Source organism: uncultured Limimaricola sp., assembly GCF_964022235.1.
GTDB lineage: Bacteria > Pseudomonadota > Alphaproteobacteria > Rhodobacterales > Rhodobacteraceae > Limimaricola.
On sequence record NZ_CAXHZL010000011.1, the window covers coordinates 1 to 26,519 of the forward strand.

At 69.4% G+C, this 26,519-nt stretch carries 31 protein-coding genes; 26 read left to right on the forward strand and 5 right to left on the reverse strand.

Annotated features, from left to right (window positions below; all coding sequences use genetic code 11):
• The coding region (gene rpsF / locus AADJ02_RS13530) for a 30S ribosomal protein S6 (RefSeq protein ID WP_341213545.1) at positions 1-192 on the reverse strand (192 nt) is incomplete at its 3' end.
• A gap of 278 nt (positions 193-470) precedes the next feature.
• Here rpsF and AADJ02_RS13535 point away from each other — a divergent pair.
• The 4 genes from AADJ02_RS13535 to AADJ02_RS13550 all read left to right on the forward strand — a co-directional run bounded on the left by AADJ02_RS13535 (position 471) and on the right by AADJ02_RS13550 (position 3,357).
• Complete coding sequence (locus tag AADJ02_RS13535) at positions 471-1,028, forward strand: hypothetical protein (RefSeq protein ID WP_341213546.1); 558 nt, start codon at positions 471-473, stop codon at positions 1,026-1,028.
• A 114-nt stretch (positions 1,029-1,142) separates the two neighbouring features.
• Positions 1,143-2,069, forward strand: a complete 927-nt coding sequence (gene fabD, locus AADJ02_RS13540; RefSeq protein WP_341213547.1) for an ACP S-malonyltransferase — start codon at positions 1,143-1,145, stop codon at positions 2,067-2,069.
• Between the two features lie 124 nt (positions 2,070-2,193).
• Complete coding sequence (gene fabG, locus AADJ02_RS13545) at positions 2,194-2,931, forward strand: 3-oxoacyl-[acyl-carrier-protein] reductase (protein ID WP_341213548.1); 738 nt, start codon at positions 2,194-2,196, stop codon at positions 2,929-2,931.
• A gap of 192 nt (positions 2,932-3,123) precedes the next feature.
• Positions 3,124-3,357 (forward strand): acyl carrier protein, encoded by a 234-nt coding sequence (locus AADJ02_RS13550; RefSeq protein ID WP_017929475.1) that lies wholly within the window; start codon positions 3,124-3,126, stop codon positions 3,355-3,357.
• 77 nt (positions 3,358-3,434) lie between these two features.
• Here AADJ02_RS13550 and AADJ02_RS13555 read toward each other — a convergent pair whose 3' ends face one another.
• The gene (locus tag AADJ02_RS13555) at positions 3,435-4,283 is read right to left on the reverse strand and encodes a PilZ domain-containing protein (RefSeq protein WP_341213549.1); all 849 of its coding nucleotides are present in this window, start codon (positions 4,281-4,283) and stop codon (positions 3,435-3,437) included.
• Positions 4,284-4,442: 159 nt separating this feature from the next.
• Between AADJ02_RS13555 and fabF the strand changes: the two genes are divergently transcribed.
• The 22 genes from fabF to AADJ02_RS13665 all read left to right on the forward strand — a co-directional run bounded on the left by fabF (position 4,443) and on the right by AADJ02_RS13665 (position 22,538).
• On the forward strand, positions 4,443-5,711 hold the full coding sequence (gene fabF, locus AADJ02_RS13560; RefSeq protein ID WP_341213550.1) for a beta-ketoacyl-ACP synthase II: 1,269 nt from the start codon (positions 4,443-4,445) through the stop codon (positions 5,709-5,711).
• Positions 5,711-6,877: an endolytic transglycosylase MltG gene (gene mltG / locus AADJ02_RS13565; RefSeq protein WP_341213551.1), complete on the forward strand. Its 1,167-nt coding sequence runs from the start codon at positions 5,711-5,713 to the stop codon at positions 6,875-6,877. The genes fabF and mltG overlap by 1 nt, the downstream gene beginning before the upstream one ends.
• 178 nt (positions 6,878-7,055) lie before the next feature.
• Positions 7,056-7,394: a hypothetical protein gene (locus AADJ02_RS13570; protein ID WP_341213552.1), complete on the forward strand. Its 339-nt coding sequence runs from the start codon at positions 7,056-7,058 to the stop codon at positions 7,392-7,394.
• Positions 7,276-8,682 (forward strand): terminase family protein, encoded by a 1,407-nt coding sequence (locus AADJ02_RS13575; protein WP_341213553.1) that lies wholly within the window; start codon positions 7,276-7,278, stop codon positions 8,680-8,682. The genes AADJ02_RS13570 and AADJ02_RS13575 overlap by 119 nt, the downstream gene beginning before the upstream one ends.
• Positions 8,683-8,861: 179 nt before the next feature.
• Complete coding sequence (locus AADJ02_RS13580; RefSeq protein ID WP_341213554.1) at positions 8,862-10,034, forward strand: phage portal protein; 1,173 nt, start codon at positions 8,862-8,864, stop codon at positions 10,032-10,034.
• Positions 10,027-10,242: a hypothetical protein gene (locus AADJ02_RS13585; protein ID WP_341213555.1), complete on the forward strand. Its 216-nt coding sequence runs from the start codon at positions 10,027-10,029 to the stop codon at positions 10,240-10,242. The genes AADJ02_RS13580 and AADJ02_RS13585 overlap by 8 nt, the downstream gene beginning before the upstream one ends.
• Positions 10,243-10,253: 11 nt before the next feature.
• A complete protein-coding gene (locus AADJ02_RS13590; protein WP_341213556.1) occupies positions 10,254-10,802 on the forward strand; it encodes an HK97 family phage prohead protease in 549 nt (182 codons plus the stop codon).
• Positions 10,795-11,946, forward strand: a complete 1,152-nt coding sequence (locus tag AADJ02_RS13595; protein ID WP_341213557.1) for a phage major capsid protein — start codon at positions 10,795-10,797, stop codon at positions 11,944-11,946. Before AADJ02_RS13590 ends, AADJ02_RS13595 begins: the two co-directional genes overlap by 8 nt.
• 66 nt (positions 11,947-12,012) lie before the next feature.
• On the forward strand, positions 12,013-12,612 hold the full coding sequence (locus tag AADJ02_RS13600) for a hypothetical protein (protein ID WP_341213558.1): 600 nt from the start codon (positions 12,013-12,015) through the stop codon (positions 12,610-12,612).
• The gene (locus tag AADJ02_RS13605) at positions 12,609-12,959 is read left to right on the forward strand and encodes a head-tail adaptor protein (protein ID WP_341213559.1); all 351 of its coding nucleotides are present in this window, start codon (positions 12,609-12,611) and stop codon (positions 12,957-12,959) included. Before AADJ02_RS13600 ends, AADJ02_RS13605 begins: the two co-directional genes overlap by 4 nt.
• Positions 12,956-13,366, forward strand: coding sequence for a DUF3168 domain-containing protein (locus tag AADJ02_RS13610; RefSeq protein WP_341213560.1), 411 nt, complete (start codon positions 12,956-12,958; stop codon positions 13,364-13,366). The genes AADJ02_RS13605 and AADJ02_RS13610 overlap by 4 nt, the downstream gene beginning before the upstream one ends.
• Positions 13,367-13,389: 23 nt before the next feature.
• A complete protein-coding gene (locus AADJ02_RS13615) occupies positions 13,390-13,803 on the forward strand; it encodes a phage major tail protein, TP901-1 family (protein WP_341213561.1) in 414 nt (137 codons plus the stop codon).
• Positions 13,803-14,117, forward strand: a complete 315-nt coding sequence (locus tag AADJ02_RS13620) for a gene transfer agent family protein (RefSeq protein WP_341213562.1) — start codon at positions 13,803-13,805, stop codon at positions 14,115-14,117. The genes AADJ02_RS13615 and AADJ02_RS13620 overlap by 1 nt, the downstream gene beginning before the upstream one ends.
• Positions 14,114-14,302 carry a rcc01693 family protein gene (locus AADJ02_RS13625; protein WP_341213563.1) on the forward strand — a complete coding sequence of 63 codons (189 nt, stop codon included), beginning with the start codon at positions 14,114-14,116 and terminating at the stop codon, positions 14,300-14,302. The genes AADJ02_RS13620 and AADJ02_RS13625 overlap by 4 nt, the downstream gene beginning before the upstream one ends.
• Entirely contained in the window at positions 14,299-14,937 is a 639-nt protein-coding gene (locus AADJ02_RS13630; protein WP_341213564.1) for a phage tail tape measure protein, read from the forward strand. The genes AADJ02_RS13625 and AADJ02_RS13630 overlap by 4 nt, the downstream gene beginning before the upstream one ends.
• A 10-nt stretch (positions 14,938-14,947) precedes the next feature.
• Positions 14,948-15,580: a DUF2460 domain-containing protein gene (locus AADJ02_RS13635; RefSeq protein WP_341213565.1), complete on the forward strand. Its 633-nt coding sequence runs from the start codon at positions 14,948-14,950 to the stop codon at positions 15,578-15,580.
• Positions 15,577-16,428 (forward strand): DUF2163 domain-containing protein, encoded by an 852-nt coding sequence (locus AADJ02_RS13640; RefSeq protein WP_341213566.1) that lies wholly within the window; start codon positions 15,577-15,579, stop codon positions 16,426-16,428. The genes AADJ02_RS13635 and AADJ02_RS13640 overlap by 4 nt, the downstream gene beginning before the upstream one ends.
• On the forward strand, positions 16,425-16,853 hold the full coding sequence (locus AADJ02_RS13645) for an NlpC/P60 family protein (RefSeq protein ID WP_341213567.1): 429 nt from the start codon (positions 16,425-16,427) through the stop codon (positions 16,851-16,853). Before AADJ02_RS13640 ends, AADJ02_RS13645 begins: the two co-directional genes overlap by 4 nt.
• Complete coding sequence (locus AADJ02_RS13650; RefSeq protein ID WP_341213568.1) at positions 16,853-20,773, forward strand: glycoside hydrolase/phage tail family protein; 3,921 nt, start codon at positions 16,853-16,855, stop codon at positions 20,771-20,773. Before AADJ02_RS13645 ends, AADJ02_RS13650 begins: the two co-directional genes overlap by 1 nt.
• Positions 20,770-21,054: a hypothetical protein gene (locus tag AADJ02_RS13655; protein ID WP_341213569.1), complete on the forward strand. Its 285-nt coding sequence runs from the start codon at positions 20,770-20,772 to the stop codon at positions 21,052-21,054. The genes AADJ02_RS13650 and AADJ02_RS13655 overlap by 4 nt, the downstream gene beginning before the upstream one ends.
• Positions 21,055-21,112: 58 nt before the next feature.
• On the forward strand, positions 21,113-21,919 hold the full coding sequence (gene cysE / locus AADJ02_RS13660) for a serine O-acetyltransferase (protein WP_341213570.1): 807 nt from the start codon (positions 21,113-21,115) through the stop codon (positions 21,917-21,919).
• A gap of 187 nt (positions 21,920-22,106) precedes the next feature.
• Positions 22,107-22,538 (forward strand): carboxymuconolactone decarboxylase family protein, encoded by a 432-nt coding sequence (locus AADJ02_RS13665; protein WP_341213571.1) that lies wholly within the window; start codon positions 22,107-22,109, stop codon positions 22,536-22,538.
• A gap of 124 nt (positions 22,539-22,662) precedes the next feature.
• Here AADJ02_RS13665 and AADJ02_RS13670 read toward each other — a convergent pair whose 3' ends face one another.
• Genes AADJ02_RS13670 through pdhA form a run of 3 tightly spaced genes read right to left on the reverse strand, consistent with a single transcriptional unit; the run spans position 22,663 to position 26,490 of the window.
• Positions 22,663-24,027 (reverse strand): pyruvate dehydrogenase complex dihydrolipoamide acetyltransferase, encoded by a 1,365-nt coding sequence (locus AADJ02_RS13670; protein ID WP_341213572.1) that lies wholly within the window; start codon positions 24,025-24,027, stop codon positions 22,663-22,665.
• Positions 24,028-24,039: 12 nt separating this feature from the next.
• Positions 24,040-25,440, reverse strand: a complete 1,401-nt coding sequence (locus AADJ02_RS13675) for a pyruvate dehydrogenase complex E1 component subunit beta (protein WP_341213573.1) — start codon at positions 25,438-25,440, stop codon at positions 24,040-24,042.
• A gap of 3 nt (positions 25,441-25,443) precedes the next feature.
• Entirely contained in the window at positions 25,444-26,490 is a 1,047-nt protein-coding gene (gene pdhA / locus AADJ02_RS13680) for a pyruvate dehydrogenase (acetyl-transferring) E1 component subunit alpha (protein WP_341213574.1), read from the reverse strand.
• Between the last annotated feature and the right edge of the window lie 29 nt (positions 26,491-26,519).

A 26,519-nucleotide genomic window follows, 5' to 3' on the forward strand; every position in this document is an offset into this window, starting at 1 on the left:
GCGCAGGAAGGCATAGTGGCCCTTGCGGTTCTTGTTGATCTTGTAGGCCATCGTCTTGACGCCCCAGTACTCGTTCTCGAGCACCTTGCCGCCGTTGTCGGCGAGGACGGTCGAGAAGTGCTCGACAAGGCTTTCGGCCTGCGCGTTGGACAGGTCCTGACGCGCAATGAAGACATGCTCGTAAAGCGGCATGTGAACTCCAGTTCGGTTTCCAGGCGCATTTCATAGAACGGGGCGATGACCTTCCGCTCCCCGTTCACGAGAGTCTGCGCGGTTCATTCGAATGCGCGGAAGGATGCGGCCTTATACAGATCATACGGGGCGGCGCAAGCGGCGCGGCCCCAAGGGCGCCGTGCCGCGCGCCGCCGGGTCCATTCAACCCAACCACGCCCGCTTGCCGACATATTCGCGCCCTGATCCCGGGTGAGGATCGACCTGTCCGATAGCATAGGTCCGGGAGACCCCCCTCCATGAGCGCTGCCGCCCAGAGCCCCCGTCATGATGCCGCGCCGCTGGTGCTGGGCTGCGGCCGTCGTTGCCGCAGGCTCGCGGTGATGGTTCTCTTCGCCGTCTGGGCCTTCGCGCTCGGCGTCACCGCGGCGGCGGGGGCGATCTGGCTGTCGCCTCTGGGCGCGCCGCTCGACGAGGCGCTGTGGATTAAGATGGTGGTGGCGGTGATGCTCGGCGGCGGGCTCATCTGCTACGCCGGACGCGGCAGCCGCAGCGAGATCCATTTCGACACCGAGCGTCGCCTGGTGCGCGAGGTGCTGCGCCGTCCGAACGGGCGCATCGAACAGGTCGCGACCTGGGGCTTTGACGAATTTCGCGCCACCGAGATCCGCGACCGCAGCGACGCCCGACGCATGCTGCTGCGCGCCGAGTTGCGCCTGTCGGGCGAAAACCTGTCGGTGCGGGTCGCGCAGGGCGATCTGCACGCCATGGCCGCGCTGGCGCGCCGGATCGAGGGCGACCTCGGCCTGCCGCAGCCCCGGGGCGTGCCGCTGTTCCGCCGCCGCGACGCGGCCTGAACGCCGCTGCCTGAGACCTGCCCTCCAGACCCTGCCGCCTGACGCTTTCTTGTCGCGGCCCGTCCGAGCCGTTATGCGGTGATCCGACGCACCGCATCACAAGGGAGCAGGGCCATGCGCGCATTCGTTTTTCCGGGGCAGGGATCGCAGACCATCGGCATGGGCCGGGCGCTGGCCGAGGCCTATCCTTCGGCGCGCGCCGTGTTCGACGAGGTGGACGCCGCGCTGGGGGAAAAGCTCAGCGCGCTGATCTTCGAAGGCGAGATCGAGACCCTGACCCTCACCCGCAACGCGCAGCCCGCCCTGATGGCGACCTCGATCGCCGCGATGGCGGCGCTGAAGGCCGAAGGCGTCTCAATCACCGACGCCTCCTATGTCGCGGGCCACTCCTTGGGCGAATACTCCGCGCTCTGCGCCGCGGGGTCGCTGCGTCTTGACGATACCGCGCGGCTGCTGCGCCTGCGCGGCGAGGCGATGCAGGCCGCCGTGCCGGTGGGCGAGGGCGCGATGGCCGCCCTTCTTGGGCTCGACCTCGCAGCGGCGCGCGAAGTGGCGAGCGAGGCCGCCCAGGGCGAGACCTGTCAGGCCGCAAACGACAACGATCCCTCCCAAGTGGTGATCTCCGGCAGCCGTGCCGCGGTGGAGCGCGCACTCGATATCGCCAAGGCCAAGGGCGCCAAGCGCGCAATCCTGCTCCCCGTCAGCGCGCCGTTCCATTGCGCGCTGATGGCGCCCGCCGCCCGCGCCATGGCCGAGGCGCTTGAGGGCGTCGACATCCGCGAGCCCGCCGTGCCGCTGGTCGCCAACGTGCGCGCCGAGGCGGTCTGCGACCCGGCGCTGATCCGCACGCTTCTGGTCGACCAGGTGACCGGCGCGGTGCGCTGGCGCGAGAGCGTGGAGTTCATGGCGCGCGAAGGCGTGACTGAGTTCTGGGAGATCGGCGCGGGCAAGGCGCTCATCGGCATGATCCGTCGCATCGCCAAGGGGGCCGAGACCCGCGCCATCGGCACGCCCGAGGATGTGGCGGCGGCTAAGGGCTGACGGCTGCGGCCACTTCACTCTTCAAATACTCAGATCCTGCGCCCAATCCTCGGTGCGCGGGATGTGGTCCGGGCGCGGCCTTGCTGCTAGACCCTTGGCCAAGCGAAGTCTCAGGAGACCACACATGTTCGATCTGACCGGAAAATGCGCCTTGGTGACCGGAGCCTCTGGTGGCATCGGCGGCGCCATCGCCACCGCGCTGCACGGCGCGGGGGCCACGGTGGGGCTGTCTGGCACCCGCACCGGCCCGCTCGAGGAGCTGGCGGCGAGCTTGGGGGAGCGCGCCCATGTCCTGCCGTGCAACCTCGGCGACGCCGAGGCGGTCAACGCGCTGCCCAAGCAGGCCATCGAGGCGATGGGCGGGCTCGACATCCTCGTCAACAACGCCGGCATCACCCGCGACAACCTGTTCATGCGCATGTCCGAAGAAGACTGGGCGCAGGTTCTGGAGGTGAACCTCACCTCGACGATGCGCCTCTGCAAGGGCGTGGTGCGCCCGATGATGAAGGCCCGCTGGGGCCGGATCATCAACATCTCCTCGATCGTCGGCTCCACCGGCAACCCCGGTCAGGCGAACTATGCCGCCGCCAAGGCCGGCATGGTCGGCATGTCGAAATCCATCGCCTACGAAGTGGCGAGCCGGGGCATCACCGTGAACTGCGTGGCGCCGGGCTTCATCGCCACGGCGATGACCGACAAGCTCAACGACGAGCAGAAGTCGGGCATTCTGGGCCAGATTCCGGCGGGCCGCATGGGCGACGCCGACGAGATCGCGGCGGCGGTGCTCTATCTGGCGAGCCCCGAAGCAGGCTATGTCACGGGGGCGACGCTGCATGTGAACGGTGGCATGGCGATGCTCTGAGGCGGGAATTACGGGGCCGGTGCCGCGCCACAAAGCGTTTGCGCGGCCCCGAAACTCTGCTAAAGGACGACGAGATTTTCCGGCGGTGGCCCGTTTCGGCCCCTGTCGGTGAGCGGCCCGCTCGGGCATGAAAATGCCCTTCGGGGCAAGACAAAAAGGCCCGAAGGGGCCGGAAAGACGTGAGGAATTGTTATGAGCGACGTCGCCGACCGCGTGCGCAAGATCGTTGTTGAGCATCTGGGTGTCGAAGAGGACAAGGTCGTCGAGAACGCCTCGTTCATCGACGATCTGGGCGCCGACAGCCTCGACACCGTCGAGCTGGTCATGGCTTTCGAGGAAGAGTTCGGGATCGAGATCCCCGACGACGCCGCCGAAACCATCCAGACCTTCGGTGATGCGGTTCGCTTCATCAAAGAAGCGCAGTAATACACAAGGCTTTGGTCTTCGGACCCTGGCAGGACACGGCACCCTTCGGGGTGCCGTTTTCGTTTCGGCGCATCTATTCAGCCGGGCGGGGCAACACCGCCCTCTGGCTCGGGCAGCGTCAGGATCGGGGCCACCGCATCGTCGGGCAGCGGTCGCAGGAACTGCACCCCGACGTAATGCCGGTTGCGCCATTTCGCCGTGGCACCGATGCGCCGGTCGCCCAGCAGGATCGTCACCCCCTTGAGACCCGCGGGCTCGAACTCGGGGTCGAGGCGCAGCTTGGCCCCCAGCCGGCTGATGTCGATCAGCCGGGTTCCGGTTTCGGCGGTGCCGCTGCGGATCCGGGCGGGCAGGTTGACCGCGTGACGCTGGGCCTGTCGCTTGCGCTTGCGGCGTCGCAGCGCGATGACATGCGCGCCAAGCGCCGTGAGCGCGCAAAGGGCCAGCGCCCCCGCGCCGAGGCTGGCAAGCCTGGCCATGCGCATCCCGGCCATCACCCCGTCGGGTGGCGCGCCCGTGGATGTGGGCTCGCCCGCACCGGCCCCGCGCGCCGCTGCGGCATCCTCCGGCGCGCAGACATGGCGCGACAAGAGCGCGGCCAACCGCCCCGTGGTCGCGCGCGCCGTGTCGGTCGTGAGGTGCGCCGCCGCCGCCGCGTGGCCCCGAACCCGCGCCATCTCGACCGCCTCCACGGCAAGCGTCACCGAAGCCGCGATGTCGCGGCGATGGACGGTGAGCGGGTGGCCCGCGAGGTTCCACATCACCCGTTCGGTGTCGGTGCGGCGCAGCTCGCGCTCGAGCCCGCCGAGGTCGCCCGCGGCGGTCGTCGTCACGAGGCGACCCAGCGCATCCACCGCCTCGCAGGCCGGATCGGCCCGAAGCGGCGCGGCCATCACGATCAAGATCAGCACGAACCACAGGCGCATGGCAGGTCTCCTTCCCCTCCAGCTATGCTCCAAGGAAGCTGAAATCCGCGTTAACTCGGCTCTGAAAGGCTCGTCTGGCATTTCCCGCCCCCCGCGCTCTTGCTCCTGTGCAAAGCCCTGCGGTATCAGGACGCGAGTTATTGCGAAGAGGATGGTCAGATGCGGCGAGTGGTCGTGACGGGGCTGGGGCTTGTAACGCCGCTGGCCGACAAGGTCGAGCCGAGCTGGGATGCGATCCTGGCCGGGAAATCCGGGGCAGGCACCATCACCCGCTTCGACGCCAACCACCTTGCGACGAATTACGCCTGCGAGGTGCCGCAGGGCGAGGGCGTCGATCCGGCGATCCGTTTCGATCCCGACGACTACATGGAGCCCAAGGACCAGCGGAAGGTCGACGACTTCATCCTGTTCGGCATCGCGGCGGCGCAGCAGGCGGTCGAGGACAGCGGCTGGACCCCGCAGACCGAGGACGACCGCGAGCGTACCGGCGTGATGATCGGCTCTGGCATCGGCGGCCTCAATTCGATCGCCGAAACGGCGCTGCTGATCCGCGACAAGGGCCCGCGCCGCGTCTCGCCCTTCTTCATTCCCGGCGCGCTGATCAACCTGATCTCGGGTCAGGTCTCGATCCGCTACGGCTTCAAGGGGCCGAACCACTCGGTCGTCACCGCCTGTTCGACCGGCGCGCACGCCATCGGCGACGCGGCTCGGCTCATCAAATACGGCTCGGCCGACGTGATGGTCGCGGGCGGCGCCGAGGCGGCGATTTCCGAGATCGGCATCGCGGGCTTCAACGCCTGCAAGGCGCTCTCGACCAAGCGGCGCGACGATCCGCAGGCCGCGAGCCGCCCCTATGATGCCGACCGCGACGGTTTCGTCATGGGCGAGGGCGCGGGCATCGTCGTGCTCGAGGAATACGAGCACGCCAAGGCGCGCGGCGCCAAGATCTATGCCGAGGTGCTGGGCTACGGCATGTCGGGCGACGCCTATCACATCACCGCCCCCGCCGAAGGCGGCGAGGGTGGCGAGCGGGCGATGCGCGCGGCGATCAAGGACGCGGGCATCGAAGCGAGCCAGATCGATTACATCAACGCGCATGGCACCTCGACCATGGCCGACACGATCGAGCTTGGCGCGGTGGAGCGGCTGATGGGCGACGCGGTGTCGAACGTCACCATGTCCTCGACCAAATCGATGACCGGGCACCTTCTGGGGGCGGCCGGCGCGATCGAGGCGATCTTCTGCATTCTCGCGATCCGCGATCAGGTTGCGCCGCCGACGATCAACCTCGACGATCTCGCGGTCGAGACCACCGTTGATCTCGCGCCCAACGCCAAGCGCGAGCGCAAGATCGACATCGCGCTCTCCAACAGCTTCGGCTTTGGCGGCACCAACGCGAGCGTTCTGTTCGGAAAGGTCGCCTCCTGATGTGGCGGCACCTCGCCTCGAACACCATCACCTTCCTGATCGTCGGCCTCGCGGGTGCGGCGGGCGTCATCGCCTGGGGGGTCAACACGTATTCGGACGAGGGGCCGCTCGAGGCCGCGATCTGCCTGCGGGTCGAGCCGGGCACAAACATGCGCGCCGTGAGCCAGCGGCTCGTGGATCAAGGGGCGATCGGCTCGGGCTCGGTGTTTCGCATCGGGGCCGAGTATTCCGAGAAGGCCGGTCAGCTCAAGGCCGGCAGCCACCTGATCCCCGAGCGGTCCTCGATGGAGCGCATCGTCGAGATCGTCACGCGCGGCGGGGCATCGACCTGCGGCACCGAGATCCTCTACAAGATCGGCGTCAACGCGGTGCTGGCCGAGGTGCGCGAGCTTGATCCCGCCACTTCCGATTATACCGAGCTGGCCGAGTTCGACCCCACCGCCGAAAGCGTTGAGATCCCGCCTGAATACACGACCATGCGCGAGCGGGCCGACACGCGCTACCGCGTCTCGATGGCCGAGGGCGTGACCTCCTGGCAGGTGGTCAACGCGCTCAACGCGCTCGATACGCTCGATGGCGACGTCGAGGAGATCCCCGCCGAGGGCAGCCTTGCCCCCGACAGTTACGAGATCGCGCCCGGCACGCAGGTAGAGGCGGTGCTCGACCGGATGGAAGCGGCGCAGGCCGCGATCCTCGCACAGGCCTGGGAAGATCGGGCGGGCGATCTGCCGCTCGAAAGCCCCGAAGAGGCGCTGGTGCTTGCCTCCATCGTCGAAAAGGAAACCGGCGTCGCGGCCGAACGCCCGCAAGTGGCGAGCGTTTTCGTGAACCGTCTGCGTCAGGGCATGCCGCTGCAGACCGACCCCACGGTGATCTATGGCATCACCGAGGGCAAAGGCGTGCTGGGCCGTGGCCTGCGGCAGAGCGAGCTGCGTGCCGAGACGCCTTGGAACACCTATGTCATCAGAGGCCTGCCGCCGACGCCGATCGCCAACCCCGGTCGCGCGGCGATCGAGGCGGCGTTGAACCCGGCCACGACCGATTTCATCTTCTTCGTGGCTGATGGCACGGGCGGCCACGCCTTTGCCGAGACGCTGGACGAGCACAACAGCAACGTCGCCGAATGGCGCAAGATCGAGGCCGAGCGCGCAGCAGCTCAGAATTGATTTTTCGTTAATATAACGGGCGCTTGCCGGTCGTCCTTCACGTCGCAAAGATTGACTTTCGGGACGATCTGACGTATAGTTGCAGACAAGCTGAGAGAGTTACGACAAGGCGGCACCGGAGCAATCCGGGGCCGCCTTTTTCGTATCCGCTCTCCGGCTGAAACAACAAGGGGCAGGCATGAGCATGGGTGAAACGACGCGCGCTTCGGGGCCGGACGACGCGGCACGGCGCAAGGAGTGGCAGGACGCGTGGGGGCTGTTGTCCTCGGTGCGCTCGACCTTGGCGGATCTTTTGGACGATGTGCGATCCGAAGCAGGCGAGCCAAAGGAATTGCAAAAGAAAATCAGCGATCTGGAGAGTGCTCTTAAGGGTGCGTTCGAGGTGGAAAGGAAGTTCAATGACTGGCTCAAGCGGCAGGACGGCGGACTCGCATCCGGAGAGATCGACATCGACGACGCCCGGCGCCGGATCGGTTGCCGACTGGATCGCCTGCGCGCCTGCTGCCGCGAGGGCTGAGTTTCTGGGCGCGCTGGACGCAGCAGAGCTGGCGGCGCTGCCTTGGCTCTTCGACATCTGGGCGTTGCCGCATCAACTGCCGCCCGGAGGCGATTGGCGGACATGGGTGATCCTTGGCGGGCGCGGCGCGGGCAAGACCCGCGCCGGGGCCGAATGGGTGCGCGCGCAGGTCGAGGGTGCGCGGCCCGGAGATGCCGGGCGCGCGCGGCGGGTCGCCTTGGTGGGCGAGACGCTCGATCAGGCGCGCGAGGTGATGGTGTTCGGCGAAAGCGGCATCCTTGCCTGTTCGCCGCCCGACCGGCGACCGGTCTGGAGCGCCACGCGGCGGATGCTGACTTGGCCCAACGAAGCCACGGCGCAGATCTTCTCGGCGCATGACTTCGAGGCGCTGCGTGGCCCGCAGTTCGATGCGGCTTGGGCCGACGAGCTGGCCAAGTGGAAGCGCGGGGCCGAGGCCTGGGACATGCTGCAGTTCGGCCTGCGTCTAGGCGATCCGCGCGCCTGCGTGACGACGACGCCGCGCAACGCGCCGGTGCTGCGCGACCTGCTGGCTTCGGAGAGCACGGTGGTCACCCATGCCGCGACCGAAGCCAACGCCGCGAACCTCGCCCGCGGCTTTCTCGACGAGATGAAGCGCCGTTACGCGGGCACGCGGCAGGGGCGTCAGGAGCTGGAGGGCGTGCTGCTCGCCGATGCCGAAGGGGCGCTGTGGACCGCCGAGATGCTGGTGGGCTGCATGGCCGACGCGGCCCCCGATCTCGATCGCATCGTCGTCGCGGTCGACCCCTCGGTGAGCGCGCACGCGACCTCCGACGCCTGCGGCATCGTCGTGGCCGGTGTGGTGATGGAGGGTCCGCCGCAGGACTGGCGGGCCTATGTGCTGGAGGACGCCACGGTCGAGGCGGCCTCGCCGCTCGACTGGGCGCGGGCGGCCTGCGCGGCGATGGCGCGGCACGGGGCCGAGCGCATGGTGGCCGAGGTGAATCAGGGCGGCGCGCTGGTCGAGACGGTGGTGCGTCAGGTCGATCCGCTGGTGCCGTTCAAGGCGCTGCGGGCCAGCCGGGGCAAGGGGCTTCGGGCCGAGCCGGTCGCGGCGCTCTACGAACAGGGCCGCGTGCATCACCTGCGCGGTCTCGGCGCGCTCGAGGATCAGATGGCGCAGATGACGGCGCGGGGGTTTTCGGGCTCGGGCTCGCCCGACCGGGTGGATGCGCTGGTCTGGGCCCTGCACGAGCTGATGATCGCGCCGGCGCAGGCGTGGCGCAGGCCACGGCTCCGGCAGCTCTAGGCCGCACTCTGCTCCAAAAATACTCGCGTGGGGCCGCGGCACGCGGCGGGGGCGGCAGCCCCCTCCGATCCAAGGTGTTGCGTGGCCCCCCGGACCACCGCGCGCCCCGTTCCCGGTTTCCCAACCGCGCACTGTCATTCTCTTCGCTAAGACGCAGTGACGACCAGCGGGGGGCGGCGATGTTCGAGTTCTTCAAGCGCGACAAGGGGGCACCCGAGGACAAGGCCTCGGCAGCGGGGCGGTGTCTCGCCTGGCCCGGCGCGGGACGACCGGCGTGGAGCGCGCGGGACACGGTCTCGCTCACCCGCGCGGGCTTTGTCGGCAACCCGGTGGGGTTTCGCGCGGTGCGGCTGATTTCCGAGGCGGCGGCGGCGCTGCCGTTGATGCTTCAGGATCGCGGACGTCGCTATGACGAGCACCCCGCACTGGCACTTCTGGCGCGGCCCAACCCCGGTCAGGGCCGGGCCGAGCTGATCGAGGCGCTGGTCGGGCAGATCCTGCTCACCGGCAACGGCTATGTCGAGGCGGTGGGCGCCGAGGGGCTGCCCTATGAGCTGCACGTGCTGCGCTCGGACCGGGTGGCGCTGGTGCCGGGGGCCGACGGCTGGCCGGTGGCCTACGACTATGCCGTGGGCGGGCGAAAGCACCGTTTCGCGGTGGGCGATGGCCCGAGCCCGGTGTGCCATATCAAGAGCTTTCACCCGCAGGACGACCATTACGGGCTCTCGGCGCTTGTCGCGGCGGCCACGGCGATCGACGTGCACAACGCCGCCTCGGCCTGGTCCAAGGCGCTCTTGGACAACGCCGCGCGCCCCTCGGGCGCCATCGTCTATCGCGGTGCCGACGGGCAGGCGGGGCTGACGCCCGATCAATACGACCGTCTGGTCGAGGAGATGGAGAGCCAGCATCAGGGGGCGCGCAACGCCGGACGCCCGATGCTGCTCGAAGGCGGGCTCGATTGGAAGCCGATGGGGTTCAGCCCCTCGGACATGGAATTTCAGAAAACCAAGGAAGCGGCGGCGCGCGAGATCGCGGTGGCCTTTGGTGTGCCGCCAATGATCCTCGGGATACCCGGCGACGCGACCTACGCCAATTACCAGGAGGCCAACCGCGCTTTCTACCGCCTAACCGTGCTGCCCTTGATGGCGCGGGTTGCAGGCGCGCTGGCCGAATGGCTGTCGGATTTCTCCGAGACGCGGTTCGAGCTTCGCGTCGATCTCGATCAGGTGCCGGCGTTGGCCGCCGAGCGCGACGGGCAATGGCGGCGCGTCTCCGAGGCGCTGTTCCTGACCGATGCGGAGAAGCGCGCGCTTCTGGGGCTGCCCGTGCGCGAGGTCGGCTCGGATGGATGACCTGCGCGAGCATCGCTTCGCTTGCGCGCCGGGGATGCGCATCGAGGCGCATGAGCAGCTGGTGGCGCTTCAATTCGCGCAAGTCGCGGCGACGCTTGAACGGATCGAGGCGGTGATGGAGCGGCTGGAGCGCCGGCTCTGGCTCGCCGTCTACGGCGTCGTGGCCGCCATCGGCGCGCAGGCGGCCCAAGGGATCGTGGGGCTTTGAGGGAGAAGATGATGGAGCTGGAACGCAAGTTCTGTGCGGGCGGCACGGAGGGCAGCGGGCCGCTGGAGATCGGCGAGGGCGCGGTGATCTCGGGCTACGCCTCGCTCTTTGGCAAACCCGATCAGGGTGGCGACGTGGTCGAGCCGGGGGCCTATGCCGCCTCGCTCAAGCGGCTGATGGCCGCGGGCGGCCGGGTGCGGATGCTGTGGCAGCACGACCCGGCGCGACCGATCGGTGTCTGGGACGAGGTGCGCGAGGACGCGCGCGGGCTTTGGGTCAAGGGCCGCATCCTCACGGAGGTGGCGCAGGGCCGGGAGGCCTCGGCGCTGGTCGCGGCGGGGGCGATCGACGGTCTGTCGATCGGCTACCGCACGCGGCGCGCGAGGAAAGACGGCGCGGGCCGCAGGCTCGACGAGCTGGAGCTTTGGGAGGTGTCTCTCGTGACCTTCCCGATGCTGCGAGAGGCCCGCGTGGGCGTCAAGCACGAGGACGCGCTGGCGGCAAAGGTGCGGGCGGCGCGGTGCCTGCTCAGGGGTGAAGGGGGAGAACGCGATGCGTGACGACGACAGTGAGCTTGGCCGCGAGATCGGCGGGCTGATGGACGAGCTGGGCCGGTTCTCGGCCGAGATCCGAACGAAACTCAAGACACAGGACGACCGGATGACCAGACTGGACCGCAAGACCGCGCTCGCCGCGCGCCCCGCTCTCGAAGCGAAGGCCGAAGGCCAGCCGCACCGCGCCGCCTTCGGCGCCTATCTGCGCACCGGCGAGGATGACGGGCTGCGCGGCCTCGGCCTCGAGGGCAAGGCGATGAGCACGACCGTCGCGGCCGATGGCGGCTATCTCGTCGATCCGCAGACCGCCGAGCGCGTGCGCGGCGTGCTGGGGGCGACCGCCTCGCTGCGCGCCATCGCCAGCGTGGTGGCGGTGGACGCGGGCTCCTACGACGTATTGATCGACCATGCCCAGGCGGGGGCCGGCTGGGCCGATGAGACGAGCGCTCGCACCGAAACCGGCACGCCGCAGATCGACCGCATCTCCATCCCGCTACACGAGCTGTCGGCGCTGCCGAAAACCTCGCAGCGCCTGCTCGACGACTCTGCCTTCGACATCGAGGGCTGGCTCGCGGGCCGCATCGCCGACACCTTCGCCCGCTCGGAGGCCGCAGCCTTCGTCTCGGGCGACGGCATCGACAAGCCGACCGGCATCCTGAGCTACCCGCAGGTCGACGACGACGGCTGGAGCTGGGGCAGCTTGGGCTATGTCGCCACCGGCACCGACGGCGGCTTTGACGACACCAACCCGGCGGATGCGGTGATCGACCTCGTCTACCGCCTCGGCGCGCCCTACCGCGCGGGCGCGAGCTTCGTGATGAACTCGCGCACCGCGGGCGCGCTGCGCAAGCTCAAGGATGCGGATGGGCGCTTCTTGTGGAGCGACGGTCTCTCGGCGGGCGAGCCCGCGCGGCTCCTGGGCTACCCGGTGCTGATCGCCGAGGACATGCCCGACATCACCACGGACGCCTGCGCGCTGGCCTTCGGCAATTTCGAGGCGGGCTACACCATCGCCGAGCGCCCCGACCTGCGGGTGCTGCGCGATCCCTTCTCGGCCAAGCCGCACGTGATCTTCTACGCGACCAAGCGCGTCGGCGGCGCGGTGAGCGACTTCGCGGCGATCAAGCTTCTGAAGTTCGGCATCGCCTGAGGATGGGCCGGGCCGCCCCTTCGCGGGTGGCCCGGCTGAGTTGCCGAGACCTCGAAAGGACGGGTGATGAGACTGATCGAAACGGGAGCGGTGCCCGAGGCGGCCCTGCCGGTCGAGGGGCTTCGCGCGCATCTGCGGCTGGGCACCGGCTTTGCCGAGACCGGGTTGCAGGACACGAGCCTCGCGGGATTTCTGCGCGCCGCCATCGCGGCGATCGAGGCCCGCACCGGCAAGGTGCTGCTGGCGCGCGGCTTCGCGCTCGAGCTGACCCGCTGGCGCGACGACTGCCGCCAGCCCCTGCCGGTGGCCCCGCTGCGCGCGGTCACGGCCTTCGACACGGTGGACGCCCAAGGGGGGGTGGTGCCGGTGGCCGCGGGGCGCTGGCGCGCGGTGGCCGACGACCAGAGACCGTATCTCGAGCCGCTCTCGGTCACCCTGCCCGAGATCCCCTCGGGCGGGCTGGCGCGGATCGGCTTCGAGGCGGGGTTCGGGCCGGGGTGGTCCGACATCCCCGCCGATCTCGCGCAGGCGGTGATGATGCTGGCCGCGCATTACCATGAATACCGCCACGACACCGGCCTTGGGCCGGGCTGCATGCCCTTTGGCGTCACGGCGCTGACGGAACGGTTCCGCGGCCTGCGGCTTGGCACGGGGGGCGGGGCATGAAGCCCGCGCAAAGGCCCGTGCGGCTGAACCGGCCCCTGATGCTGGAGACGCCCCTGCGTGCGCCCGACGGCGCGGGCGGCTTTTCGCGCGGCTGGGTGGCGCTGGGCATGGTCTGGGCGCGGGTCGATGCCCGTTCGGGACGCGATCTCGACGGCATGGGCGCCGCGCTGAGCCGGGTACGGCTGCGCATCACCACGCGCGCGGCGCCGCCGGGCTCGTCGATGCGGCCCACGCCCGAACAGCGGTTTCGCGAAGGCAACCGGGTCTTTGCGATCCGCGCGGTGCGCGAATGGGACGCCGAGGGGCGGTATCTCGTCTGCGAGGCCGAGGAGGAGGTGGCGCGATGAGCTATGCAACATCCGCCGCGCTGCAGGCGGCGATCTATGCACGGCTGACGGCGCACGCGCCGCTGACCGATCTGCTGGGCGAGGCGATCTACGACGCGCTGCCCGCGGGGCCCCTGCCGCCGCTTTACGCGACGCTCGGGGCCGAGAAGGCGCGCGACCGGTCCGACACGACCATGACCGGCACCGAGCACGATCTCACGGTGAGCGTGGTGAGCGACGCGGCGGGGTTTCGCAGCGCCAAGGAGGCGGCGGCGGCCATCTCGGACGCGCTGGCCGAACCCATGCCCGAGCTGACCCGCGGACGGCTGGTGGGGCTGTGGTTCCTGCAGGCGCGGGCGCGGCGGGTGGGCAGCGGCGACGCGCGGCAGATCGACATGATCTTTCGCGCCCGCAGCGAAGACGGCTGAAACACAACAAGGAGGGCGCGCAGATGGCGGCTCAGAACGGCAGGGACCTCCTGCTCAAGATCGACATGACCGGCAACGGGCTGTTCGAGACCATGGCGGGGCTGCGCGCGACGCGGCTCACGCTCAATGCCCAGAGCGTCGACGTGACCCATCTCGGGAGCGAGGGCTGGCGCGAGGTGCTGGGCGGCGCGGGCGTGCGCACCGCGGCCATCTCGGGCTCTGGCGTGTTTCGCGACGCGACCACCGATGCGCGGGCGCGGCAGATCTTCTTCGACGGCGAGACGCCCGAATTCCAGGTGGTGATCCCCGATTTCGGCACCATGACCGGCGCGTTCCAGATCGCCTCGATCGACTACGCGGGCAGCCATGACGGCGAGGCCAGCTTCGAGATCGCGCTGGTCTCGGCGGGGCCGGTGCGCTTCGAGGCGGCGATCTGATGGCCAACCCGCGTGCCGGTGAGGTGGCCGTGATCCTCGACGGGACGCGGCAGGTGATGAAGCTGACGCTTGGCGCGCTGGCCGAACTCGAGGAGGCGCTTGGCTGCGACAGCCTCGCGGCGCTGGTGGCCCGGCTCGAGGGCGGCGAGGTCTCGGCGCGCGATGTGCTGGCGCTCATCGTCGCGGGGCTACGGGGTGGCGGCTGGCAGGGGCGCACCGCCGATCTGATGGCGGTCGAGATCGAGGGCGGGCCGGTCGAGGCGGCGCGGCTTGCAGCCCTGCTCGTGGCGCGCGCCTTTGGCGAGGCGGCATGAAGCGGCTCGATTTCGCGGCGATGATGCGCGCCGGGATCTGCGGTCTGGGTCTGCACCCTGCCGCGTTCTGGGCGCTGACGCCCGCCGAGCTGCGGCTGATGCTCGGGCCACCGGGCGAGGCGCCGATGGGCCGCGAAAGGCTGATGGAGCTGTGCCGCCAATATCCTGACGGGGAGAGACCATGACCGAGGACGAGATCGAGGCGCTGGAACGCGCCATGGAGGAGGCGGGCGGCATGGCCACGGCGTTCTCGCGAGAGCTGGACCGGATGCGCTCGGGGCTGGCCGAGACGACGCGCGATCTGGGGCGTCTCGAGCGGGGCTTTTCCGGCGGTCTGCGCCGCGCCATCGACGGCGTGCTGTTCGACGGCAAATCGGTGGGCGGCGCGCTCAAGGGGCTGGCGGGCACCATGTCGGACACCGTCTATGGCAACGCGATGCGCCCGGTGACCAACGGGCTCGGCGGGCTCTTGGCCCAAGGCGTGAACGGTCTGGTCTCGGGCCTGATGCCTTTCGCGCAGGGCGGGGCGTTTTCCGGCGGGCGGGTGACGCCATTTGCCCAGGGCGGCGTCGTGTCGGGGCCGGTGGCCTTTCCGATGCGCGGCGGCGCCGGGCTGATGGGCGAGGCGGGTCCCGAGGCGATCCTGCCGCTGTCGCGCGGCGCGGACGGACGGCTTGGCGTCGCCGCGGGCGGCGGCGGCGGGGCCGCGCAGGTGACGATCAACATCACGACGCCCGACGTCGAAGGCTTCAGGCGTTCGCGCGGGCAGGTGGCGGCGCAGATCGCGCGCGCCGTCGACCGCGGCCGCCGCGACAGGTGAGGAGAACATCATGGCATTCCACGACGTGAGATTTCCCGTGGCGCTGAGCTTTGGCGCGACCGGCGGGCCGGAGCGGCGCTGCGAGATCGTCACCCTCGCCAACGGCCATGAGGAGCGCAACAGCCCTTGGGCCGACGCGCGGCGGCGCTATGACGCGGGCCTTGGCCTGCGCGCGCTGGACGACATCGAGACGGTGCTGGGTTTCTTCGAGGCGCGACGCGGCCCGCTCTACGGATTTCGCTGGAAGGACTGGCTCGACTGGCGCTCGGCCCCGGCCTCGCGCCCGGTCAAGGAGCTCGATCAGCAGATCGGCACGGGCGACGACACCGCCACCGCGTTCCAGCTCGTCAAACGCTATGGGACCGGCGCGCAGGCCTATCTGCGCCCGATCGCCAAGCCCGTCGCGGGCAGCGTGCGGCTGGCAGTCGATGGCGATCCGGTGATCGAGGGCGAGGGGGTCGAGATCGACCACGCCACGGGCCTCGTGCGGTTCGACGTGGCCCCACCTATCGGTGCCCTCGTCACGGCGGGGTTCGAGTTCGACGTGCCCGCGCGCTTTGACACCGAAACGCTGATCGGCTCGGTCGCGAGCTTCGAGGCGGGCACGGTGCCGGACATCCCGGTGGTGGAGATCCGGCTGTGAGCGGGCTGCAGGATCACTTCGCGGGCGGTATCACCACGCTGTGCCGCGCCTGGGCGCTTACCCGCGCCGACGGGCTGGTGCGCGGTTTCACCGATCACGACCGGGCGCTGTCTTTCGAAGGTATCGATTTTCGCCCCGAGACCGGGATGAGCGCCAGCGCGCTGGTGCAGGGCGCGGGGCTGGCCGCGGACACCGCCGAGGCGCTGGGCGCGATTTCGGACGATGGCATCACCGAGGCCGAGATCGCCCAGGGGCGGCTCGACGGGGCAACGCTGCGGATCTGGCGGGTGAACTGGGCCGAGCCCGCGCAGCGCGCGCTCGAATTTCGCGGGCTCTTGGGCGAGATCCGCCGCGACGGCACGGTGTTCCGGGCCGAGTTGCGCGGACTGTCGGACCTTTTGAACCGGCCATTGGGCCGGGTCTATCAGCCGCGCTGCGACGCGAGCTTGGGCGATACGCGCTGTGGCTTTGACGCGAGGCAGCCGGGCTTTGCCGAAACACGGCCCCTGGCGCAGGCCGAGGGCACGCGGCTGCGCTTTGATTGGCCGGACGGGCCGCAGGCGGGCTGGTTCGCGCAAGGCCGCGTCGAGGTCGTGGACGGGCCGGGCGCCGGTCTGTCGGCCCCGATCCGCGAGGACCGCTGCGAGGGCGACGCGCGCCTGATCGAGCTGTGGCAGCCGATCTGCGCCGATCTGGCCCCCGGGGCCACGCTGCGCCTCGTTGCGGGCTGCGACAAGCGGGGCGAGACCTGCCAGCTCAAATTCGACAATTTCCTGAACTTTCGCGGGTTTCCGCATCTGCCGGGGACCGACTGGCTGATGGCGGTGCCGCGCTCGGGGGGCGCATGAGCCGCATCGTCGAGACGGCGCGCGGCTGGATCGGCACGCCCTATGTGCATGGTGCCGCAAGGCAGGGCGCGGGCTGCGATTGCCTCGGGCTGGTGCGCGGCGTCTGGGGCGCGCTCGGCGGAGCCGAGCCGGAGGCGGTGCCTGCCTATCCACGGCACGAGGCGCGCGGCGGTGAGGTTTTGCACGCGGCGGCGGCGCGTCACCTGCGCGAGATCGCATGGGCCGAGGCGCGGCCCGGCGATCTGTTGCTGTTTCGGCTGCGCGCGGGGCTGCCCGCGCGGCATCTCGGGCTGCTGGCGGCGGGACCGGAGGGTCCGAGCTTCATTCATGCCTACGAGGGGCACGGCGTGGTCGAAAGCCGGCTCACCCCCCCGTGGCGGCGGCGCATCGCCGCGTGTTTCGCACTGACGGAAAGGATCGGCTGATGGCGACCATCGTGTTCGGAGCCGCCGGAATGGCCATGGGTGGCTCGATCGGCGGCAGCGTGCTGGGCCTGTCGGGCGCGGTGTTGGGCCGCGCCGCCGGCTCGGGCCTCGGTCGGGTGATCGACGCGCGGCTTTTGGGCGGCGGCGCCGACCCGGTCGAGACGGGCCGCGTCGACCGGTTTCGCCTCACCGGGGCGGGCGAGGGCGAGCCGATCGCCCGGCTCTGGGGCCGGATGCGCATCGGCGGGCAGGTGATCTGGGCCTCGGAGTTCGAGGAGCGCCGCAGCACCTCTGGCGGCGGCAAGGGCGCACAGCACCCTGAGGTGACCGAGTTCTCCTATGCGGTGAGCCTCGCCGTCGGGCTGTGCGAGGGGGCTGTCACGCGGGTGGCGCGGATCTGGGCCGACGGGGTCGAGCTGGGCCGCGACGAGATCACCTGGCGGCTCTACGAGGGGCGCGGCGATCAGCTTCCCGACCCCAAGGTCGAAGCCGTGGAGGGGATCGGTCGCGCCCCCGCCTATCGCGGGTTGGCCTATGTGGTGATCGAGGATCTCGACCTCGCGCGGTTCGGCAACCGGGTGCCGCAGTTCTCCTTCGAGGTGCTGCGCCCAGCCGATGTCGCCGATCCCGCCCGCGCCAAGGATATCGCGCAGCTGGTGCGCGGTGTCGCGGTGATCCCCGGCACCGGGGATTACGCTCTGGCGACGACGCCGGTGCATGTCGAGACCGGTTTTGCCGAACGGCTGCCTGCGAACCTGCACGGGCCCTCGGGCCCGAGCGACGCCGACGCCGCGCTCGACGATCTGGTCGAGGAGCTGCCGCGCTGCCGCGCCGCCTCGCTCGTGGTGTCGTGGTTCGGGGACGATCTGCGCGCCGGGCACTGCACGATCCGCCCCAAGGTCGAGCAGGCCGAAGCCGACGGCGCGGAGATGGCGTGGCGTGTCTCGGGGTTGGGCCGCGCCGAGGCCATGGCGGTGCCGCGCCTCGAAGGGCGTCCGGTGTACGGCGGCACGCCGTCGGACCGCGCGGTGATCGAGGCGATCCGCGCGATGGCCGCGCGCGGGCTTGAAGTGACCTATTATCCTTTCATCCTGATGGACCAGCTTCCGGGCAACGGGTTGCCCGATCCGTGGGGCGGGGCCGAGCAGGCGGCCCTGCCGTGGCGGGGCCGGATCACCACCGCTCTGGCACCGAGGCAGCCGGGGAGCACCGACCGCACCGCGCAGGCCGAGGCCGAGGTCGCGGCGATCTTTGGCACCGCGCGGGCGGCGGATTTCACCATCACGCCCGACGGTCCGGTCTACGAAGGCCCCGAGGATTGGGGCCTGCGCCGCTTCGTGCTGCATCAGGCGCATCTTTGCGCCATGGCAAGCGGCGTCGAGGCGTTCTGCATCGGCTCGGAGCTGGTGGCGCTCACCACGATCAGGGGCGCGGGCGACAGTTATCCGGCGGTGGCCGCGCTGCGCGATCTCGCGGCAGAGGTGCGGGGCATCCTCGGGCCGGGGGTCAAGCTTTCCTACGCCGCCGACTGGACCGAATACCACGGCCATCAGCCGGGGGGCGCGACCAAGCGGTTTCACCTCGACCCGCTCTGGGCCGACCCCCAGATCGACTTCATCGGCATCGACAATTACATGCCGCTGTCGGACTGGCGCGACGGTTGGGACCATCTGGACGCGCAAGACCACCGCTCAATCCACGATCTCGACTACCTCACCGGCAATGTCGCGGGGGGCGAGGGGTATGACTGGTTCTACCATTCGCCCGAGGCCCGCGCGGCGCAGATCCGAACGCCGATCACCGATGGCGACGGCGAGCCTTGGGTCTGGCGCTACAAGGATCTCAAGGGCTGGTGGGGCCATGCGCATCACGAGCGCTTGGACGGGGTGCGGCAGGCCGAAGCCACCGCGTGGCAGCCGCGCTCGAAGCCCTTCCGCTTCACCGAGCTGGGCTGCGCCGCCGTCGACCGGGGCACCAACCAGCCCAACAAGTTCATCGACCCCAAATCCTCGGAATCCTCCTTGCCCTACCACTCGCGCGGGCACCGCGACGAGCTGATCCAGATGCAGTATCTGCGGGCCATGCATCGCCATTTTGCCGATGCGGAGGCCAACCCGGTGTCGGAGGTCTACGGCGCGCCGATGCTCGACACCGAGCGGATGCTGGTCTGGGCTTGGGACCTGCGGCCCTATCCATGGTTTCCGGGCCTGTCGGAGGTCTGGTCCGATGGCGCGAACTGGGCGCGCGGGCATTGGATCACCGGGCGCACCGCGCACCGCGACCTCGCCTCGGTGGTGGCCGAGATTTGCGCCCAAGCGGGGGTGAGCGAGATCGACACCTCGCGGCTGTTCGGCCTCGTGCGCGGCTATGTCGCCAATGAGCCGCAAAGCGCGCGGGCGCTATTGCAGCCCTTGATGCTGGCGCATGGCTTCGACGCGGTCGAGCGCGATGGGATTTTGGTGTTCCGCACGCGCGACGGGCGCCGCGACGCGGTGATCGACCCCGGCCGTCTGGTGCGCGAAAGTGCCGATGCGCCCAGCTTCGAGATCGCGCGCGAGGGGGCGTCGGCGCTGCCGGGCCGGGTGCGGCTGGGCTATGTCGACGCGACCGGGTCCGGGGAGGCGGCCAGCGTCGAGGCGGCGGTGCCGGAGGGCGATGCGCGTCATGTCGAGGCGGCCGAACTGCCGCTGGCGCTCACCCGAGGCGAGGCGCAGGGGATTGCCGCGCGTTGGCTCGCCGAGATGCGGCTCGGACGCGAGACCGCCGGTTTCGCGTTGCCGCCGTCGGCGCATCCGCTGGGTGCGGCTGACGTGGTGGAGATCGCGGCCACGGGCGAGGCCGGGGATGAAAACTGCGGCGCGTGGCGCATCGAGCGGGTCGAGCGGACGACCTTTGCGCGGATCGAGGCGGTGCGCACCGCGCCGGGCCTCTATCTGCCGCAGCGCGCCGAAGAGGAGGCGCCGACACCGGTGGCCTATATTCCGCCGGTGCCGGTCGAGGGGGTGTTTCTCGACCTGCCGCTGCTGACCGGCGAGGAGACCCCGCACGCGCCGCATTTCGCCGCCACGGCCAAGCCTTGGCCCGGTGCGGTCGCGCTGGTCTCGGGCGTCGAGGACGCCGATCACCGGTTGAACCTCGTGCAGCCGATTGCCGCGACCATCGGCACGACGCTGACGGCGCTGGGCGCGGCTTCGCCCGGGGTCTGGGACCGCGGCCCGGCGCTTCGGGTGCGGCTGGCGCAGGGGCGGCTGACGAGCGTCAGCGAGGCCGCGGTGCTGTCTGGGGCCAACCTCGTGGCGATCGGCGACGGCACCGGCGATCATTGGGAGGTGCTGCAGTTTCAGCGCGCCGAGCCGGTGGCGCCGGGGGTCTATGATCTGTCGCTGCGACTCAGGGGGCAGGCGGGGACCGATGCGGTGATGCCCGATCTTTGGCCCGTGGGCAGCCGCCTCGTGCTGCTCGACGGTGTGCCGCGCCAGATCGATCTGGCCCCGGCGGCGCGGGGGCTGGAGCGGCACTACCGCTATGGCCCGGCGCGCCGACCGGTGAGCGATCCGAGCTGGCGGCACGAGGTCCGCGCCTTCGCGGGCGTCGGTCTCAGGCCCTATGCGCCCGCGCATCTCGCGGCCCGCGCGGCGGGTGGCGATCTCGCTATCTCGTGGGTGCGGCGGGCGCGCAGCGGCGCCGACGCCTGGGAGGGCCGCGAGGTGCCGCTCGACGAGGCGCGCGAGGCCTATTTGCTGCGCATCCTGCGCGCCGGTGTGGTGAGGCGAGAGGTGGAGCTGGGGGCGGCGTCCTTTACCTACGGCGCCGCCGAGCGGGCCGCCGATGGCGCGACGGGGCCGATCGTGGTGCAGGTGGCGCAGCTCTCCGACGCCTTCGGGCCGGGGCCCTTCGCCTCGCTCACCGTGCAGCCATGAGGCCGATCCTGCCGGGCTGTCTCGACCGCGCGATGGCGGCACTGCTCGCGGTGCCGCCCGGCGCGCGCCCGGCGCTGGCCGCGCGCCTCGTCACCGAGGCGCGCACCGCCGATGCCTGGCGCAAGCGGCAGGGCCGGGCGCATCCCCTTTGGGGTGACGGATCGCTGATGTCGGCGGCGCTGCGGCATCCGGCGCGGCCCTTGCCGCCGTCGCTGGGGCCGGAGGCGCGGGGGGCGCTGCGGCAGGTGCTCGACGCCCTTGACGAAGGTCGGGGGCTTTGATCTTGGCGGCGGGGCCCTATCTGGGCTAGACAGGACGCGGCATCAGGAGGCCATGGCGATGGCGAAACCACAGGCGCAGTTGGCCGAGATCGATCCGGTCTGGAGCCGTATCCGGAGCGAGGCCGAAGAGGCCATCGCCGCCGAGCCGCTGATGGGCGGGCTCATTCATTCGGGTGTGCTGCACCATCAGAGCTTTGCCTGCGCGCTGGCCTACCGGCTGTCGCTCAAGCTCGCCTCCGACGAGATGCCCGCGCAGATCCTGCGCGAGATCATCGACGGGGCCTATAATGCCGAGGCGGAGTTGGTCGTCTCGGCCCGCGCCGATCTTGTCGCCACCTATGAGCGCGACCCAGCCTGCCACCGGTTCTTGCAGCCGCTGTTCTACTTCAAGGGGTATCAGGCGATTCAGGCCTACCGGCTTGGGCACTGGCTCTGGATGCAAGGACGGCTCGATCTGGCGTATTTCGTGCAGATGCGTGTGAGCGAGACCTTTGGCGTCGACATCCACCCGGCGGCCCGGATCGGGCGCGGCGTGATGATCGACCACGCGCATTCCGTGGTAATCGGCGAGACGGCCGTGGTGGGCGACAACGTGTCGATGCTGCATTCCGTGACGCTTGGCGGCACCGGCAAGGAAGAGCAGGACCGCCACCCCAAGATCGGCAACGGCGTGCTGATCGGCGCGGGCGCGAAGGTCTTGGGCAACATCCGCATCGGCGACTGCACCCGCATCGCCGCCGGATCGGTGGTGCTGATGGACATTCCGGCCTGCAAGACCGTCGCCGGGGTGCCCGCGCGGATCGTCGGCGAGGCGGGCTGTGCCCAGCCTTCGGTGTCGATGGACCAGACGTTCAACGACGAGTAAGCCGCCGACCGAGGCAGGGCTCGGTCGGGAGCGGAAGCGATCCCACGCCATGCCACAACGGTTTCGCGTGAAGCGAACCCGGTTTCGTGGTATGGTCGAAATCTGAATCGTACCTCATTTCGGCCTTTGCCGAGATCGCGGCGGCAGGCCCGATTCTGCATGTCTCAAAATCGGTGGGAGAAGTTCCATGAAACGCATGATGATGGCGGTCGCTATCGCGTGTGCTGGCGGGCTTGCCGGCGCGCAGGAGGCCCAAGAGGCAATGCCCGACGCACAGGGTGAGCAAGGTCCGCCCGAGTTCTTTCGCAACATTTACCCTGAACACGCCTTTGACGAGGCAATGGCGCTTTATGGTGCCTTGGGCAGCGAGGAAGCGGAACTCGATGCCAAGACCCGCGAGCTTGTCGCGCTCGCGGTCGCCGCGCAGATTCCCTGTGATTACTGCGTCTACGCTCACAAGAAGAATGCGATGAGCGCGGGTGCGTCGGAGGCCGAGCTTCGGGAGGCGGTGGCGACAGCCGCCAACGTCCGCATGTGGAGCACGATGCTCAACGGGATGGATTACGACTTCGAGGCCTACAAGGCCGAGCATGACGAAAGGATGCCGCCAACCAACTGAATTGGCGAGATGAATCGGCGAACCGACGCGACGCTAGCGCGCAACGCAGTCGCTGCACAGCTGCGCAAAGAGAAGGGGCCGCGCCCTCGTGGCGCGGCCCCTTCGAACGTCGTGGCGGGGCCGATCAGGCCAGCATCACCATCGGGTTTTCCAGAGCGTCGGCGATCTGCTTGAGCAGCTCCGCGCCCATCGCGCCGTCGATCACCCGGTGATCGACCGAGAGCGTCACCGACATCACGGTGGCCACTTCGATCTCGCCCGCGTCGTTCACCACCGGCTTCTTCACGCCTGCGCCGACCGCAAGGATCGCGCCATGCGGCGGGTTGATCACGGCGTCGAAGTTGTCGATGCCGAACATGCCGAGGTTGGAGATCGCGAAACTGCCGCCCTGATACTCGTGCGGGGCGAGCTTCTTGTCGCGCGCCCGCTTGGCGAGGTCCTTCATCTGCGCCGAGAGCGACGACAGCGACCGGCTTTCGGCGTCGCGCAGGACGGGGGTGAAGAGACCACCCTCGATCGCCACGGCGACGGCCACGTCCGAAGGCTTGAGCTTCAGGACCCGGTCACCGGCCCAGACCGCGTTGGCATCCGGCACCGCCTGCAGCGCCAAGGCCGAGGCCTTGATGATGAAGTCGTTGACCGAAAGCTTCACGCCGCGCCCTTCGAGCTGCTTGTTCAGCTGGGAGCGGAATTTCAGCAGCGCGTCGAGCTTGATGTCGCGGCGCAGGTAGAAATGCGGGATGGTCTGCTTGGCCTCGGTGAGACGAGCCGCGATGGTGCGGCGCATCCCGTCGAGCTTGACCTCCTCGAACTCGCGATCCGCGTACATCTTGCGGATTTGCTCGGCCTGCGCGCCGGGGGCGGCAGGGGCCGCCACGGGGGCCTTGTCGGCTGCGGCGGCGGGGGCCTTGGCGGCCTCGCTCGCGGCGGGCTTCTGGCCCGGCTTGGCGCTTTCGACGTCGGCCTTGACGATCCGGCCGTTGGGGCCGGTGCCGCTGATCTGGCTCAGGTCGAGACCCTTGTCCTTGGCGATCCGCCGCGCCAGCGGCGAGGCGAAGACGCGGTCGCCGGACGCACCCGACGCCGCAGGAGCGGCATCATCGCCCTTCGCCTGCTGCGCCGCCGCGCCGTCGTCGCCATAGCCCTTGGCGGGCGAGGTCTCGGCCTTGGGCGCTGCCGGTTCGGTATGGCTGTCGGCGTCGCCCGATTTGGGCGCGGAGGCGCTGCCGATGTCGTCGGCAGACTCACCCTCTTCGAGCAGCACGGCGATGGGGGTGTTGACCTTCACCCCTTCGGTGCCCTCGGCGATCAGCAGCTTGCCGACGACGCCTTCGTCGACGGCCTCGAACTCCATCGTCGCCTTGTCGGTCTCGATTTCGGCCAGCAGGTCGCCGGAGGAGACGGTGTCCCCCTCCTTGACCAGCCATTTCGCGAGCGTGCCTTCCTCCATGGTCGGCGACAGCGCGGGCATCAGGATTTCCGTTGGCATGTCTCGCGCCCCTTACTTGTAGGTCACTTTGCGCACCGCCTCGACGACCTCGTCGGTCGTCAGCAGCGCGTGCTTCTCGAGGTTCGCCGCATAGGGCATCGGCACGTCCTTGCCCGTGCAGTTGATGACCGGCGCGTCGAGGTGATCGAAGGCCTGCTGCATGATCACCGAGGAGATGTAGTTGCCGACCGAACCCTGCGGCCAGCCTTCTTCCACGGTGACGCAACGGTTGGTCTTCTTCACGCTCTCGAGGATCGCGTCGGTGTCCATCGGACGGATCGTCCGCAGGTCGATCACCTCGGCCTCGATGCCGTCCTCGGCGAGCTTTTCGGCCGCCGCGAGCGCATAGGTCATGCCGATGCCGAAGGACACGATGGTGACGTCCGTGCCTTCGCGGGCGATCTTGGCCTTGCCGAGCGGGATCGTGAAGTCATCCATCACCGGCACCTCGAAGGAGCGGCCATAGAGGATCTCGTTCTCGAGGAAGATCACCGGGTTGGGATCGCGGATCGCGGATTTCATCAGGCCCTTCGCATCGGCGGCGGAGTAGGGCATGACGACCTTGAGACCGGGCACCTGCATGAACCATGCGGCGTAGTCCTGGGAGTGCTGCGCGCCGACGCGGGCGGCGGCACCGTTGGGGCCGCGGAACACCATCGGGGCACCCATCTGGCCGCCCGACATGTAGAGCGTCTTGGCCGCCGAGTTGATCAGGTGGTCCATCGCCTGCATGGCGAAGTTGAAGGTCATGAACTCCACGATCGGGCGCAGGCCGCCAAAGGCCGCGCCGACCGCTATGCCGGCGAAGCCGTGCTCGGTGATCGGTGTGTCGATGACGCGCTTGGGGCCGAACTCGTCCAGAAGACCTTGGGAGATCTTGTAGGCGCCTTGATACTCGCCAACCTCCTCGCCCATGAGAAAGACGTTGTCGGCGCGGCGCATTTCCTCGGCCATCGCGTCGCGCAGGGCTTCGCGGACCGTGGTGGTCTTGGTCTCGGTGCCTTCGGGCCAATCCGGCGTGCGCGGGGGCTTTGGCGCCGCGGCGGCGGGCGAAGAGGCGGCGGGCGTATCGGCGGGAACGATGTCCTTGGCCTCGGCCTTGTTCTCTTCCTTGGCTTCGACCTTGGCGTCAGAGCCGGAGCCCGCGTTGTCGGCGGCGGAGGCGTCTTCGCCTTCCTCCAGCAGCACGGCGATGGGGGTGTTCACCTTCACGCCCTCGGTGCCTTCGGCGATGAGAATCTTGCCGACGGTGCCTTCGTCGACGGCCTCGAACTCCATCGTGGCCTTGTCGGTTTCGATCTCGGCCAGGATGTCGCCGGAGGAGACGGTGTCACCTTCCTTCACGAGCCACTTGGCGAGCGTGCCTTCCTCCATGGTCGGGGAGAGGGCGGGCATCAGAATTTCGGTCGCCATGGATCAGGCCTCCTGCGGGGCTTCTTCAGCGTAGATGTCGGTCCAAAGCTCCTCGAGCGCGGGCTCGGGGCTTTCCTTGGAGAACTCGGCGGACTCGTTGACGATCTCCTTGATCTCCTTGTCGATCGCCTTGAGGTCGTCCTCGGTCGCGTGCTGACCGGAGAGCAGCACCTGCCGGATCTGCTCGATCGGATCGCGCTCCTCGCGCATCTTCTGCACTTCCTCGCGCGAGCGGTACTTCGCGGGGTCGGACATCGAATGGCCACGGTAGCGGTAGGTCTTGATCTCGAGGATGTAGGGGCCCTTGCCCTCGCGGCAGTGCGCCACGGCGCGCTCGCCGGCCTCTTTCACCGCCAGCACGTCCATGCCGTCGACTTCCTCGCCCTTGATGCCGTAGGCGGCACCGCGCTCCCACAGCGACGGCGACTTGGTCGAGCGCTGCACGGAGGTGCCCATGGCGTATTGGTTGTTCTCGATCACGAAGACGACCGGAAGCTCCCACAGCTGCGCCATGTTGTAGGTCTCGTAGACCTGGCCCTGGTTGGCCGCACCGTCGCCGAAATAGGTGAAGGTCACGCGCTTGTTGTCGAGATACTTGTCGGCGAAGGCGAGGCCCGCGCCGATCGGCACCTGGGCGCCGACGATGCCGTGGCCGCCGTAGAAGTGCTTTTCCTTCGAGAACATGTGCATGCTCCCGCCTTTGCCCTTAGAATACCCGCCTTCGCGGCCTGTGAGCTCGGCCATGACGCCCTTGGGGTCCATGCCGCAGGCCAGCATGTGGCCGTGGTCGCGATAGGAGGTGACGCGCTTGTCGCCCTCTTCCGCCGCGGCTTCGAGCCCCACCACGACGGCCTCCTGGCCGATGTAGAGGTGGCAAAAGCCGCCGATCAGACCCATGCCGTAGAGCTGGCCGGCCTTCTCCTCGAAACGCCGGATCAGCAGCATTTCTCGGTAGTAGTGCTTCAGCTCATCTGCGGGGATGTTGGAGCCCTTTGGGGCAGGATTGGAACCCTTGGCGGGGCCTGTGTCGGAGGTCTTCCGGGTCGCCATGGCGTCTCCCTTCGCGCTGTGACGGATAG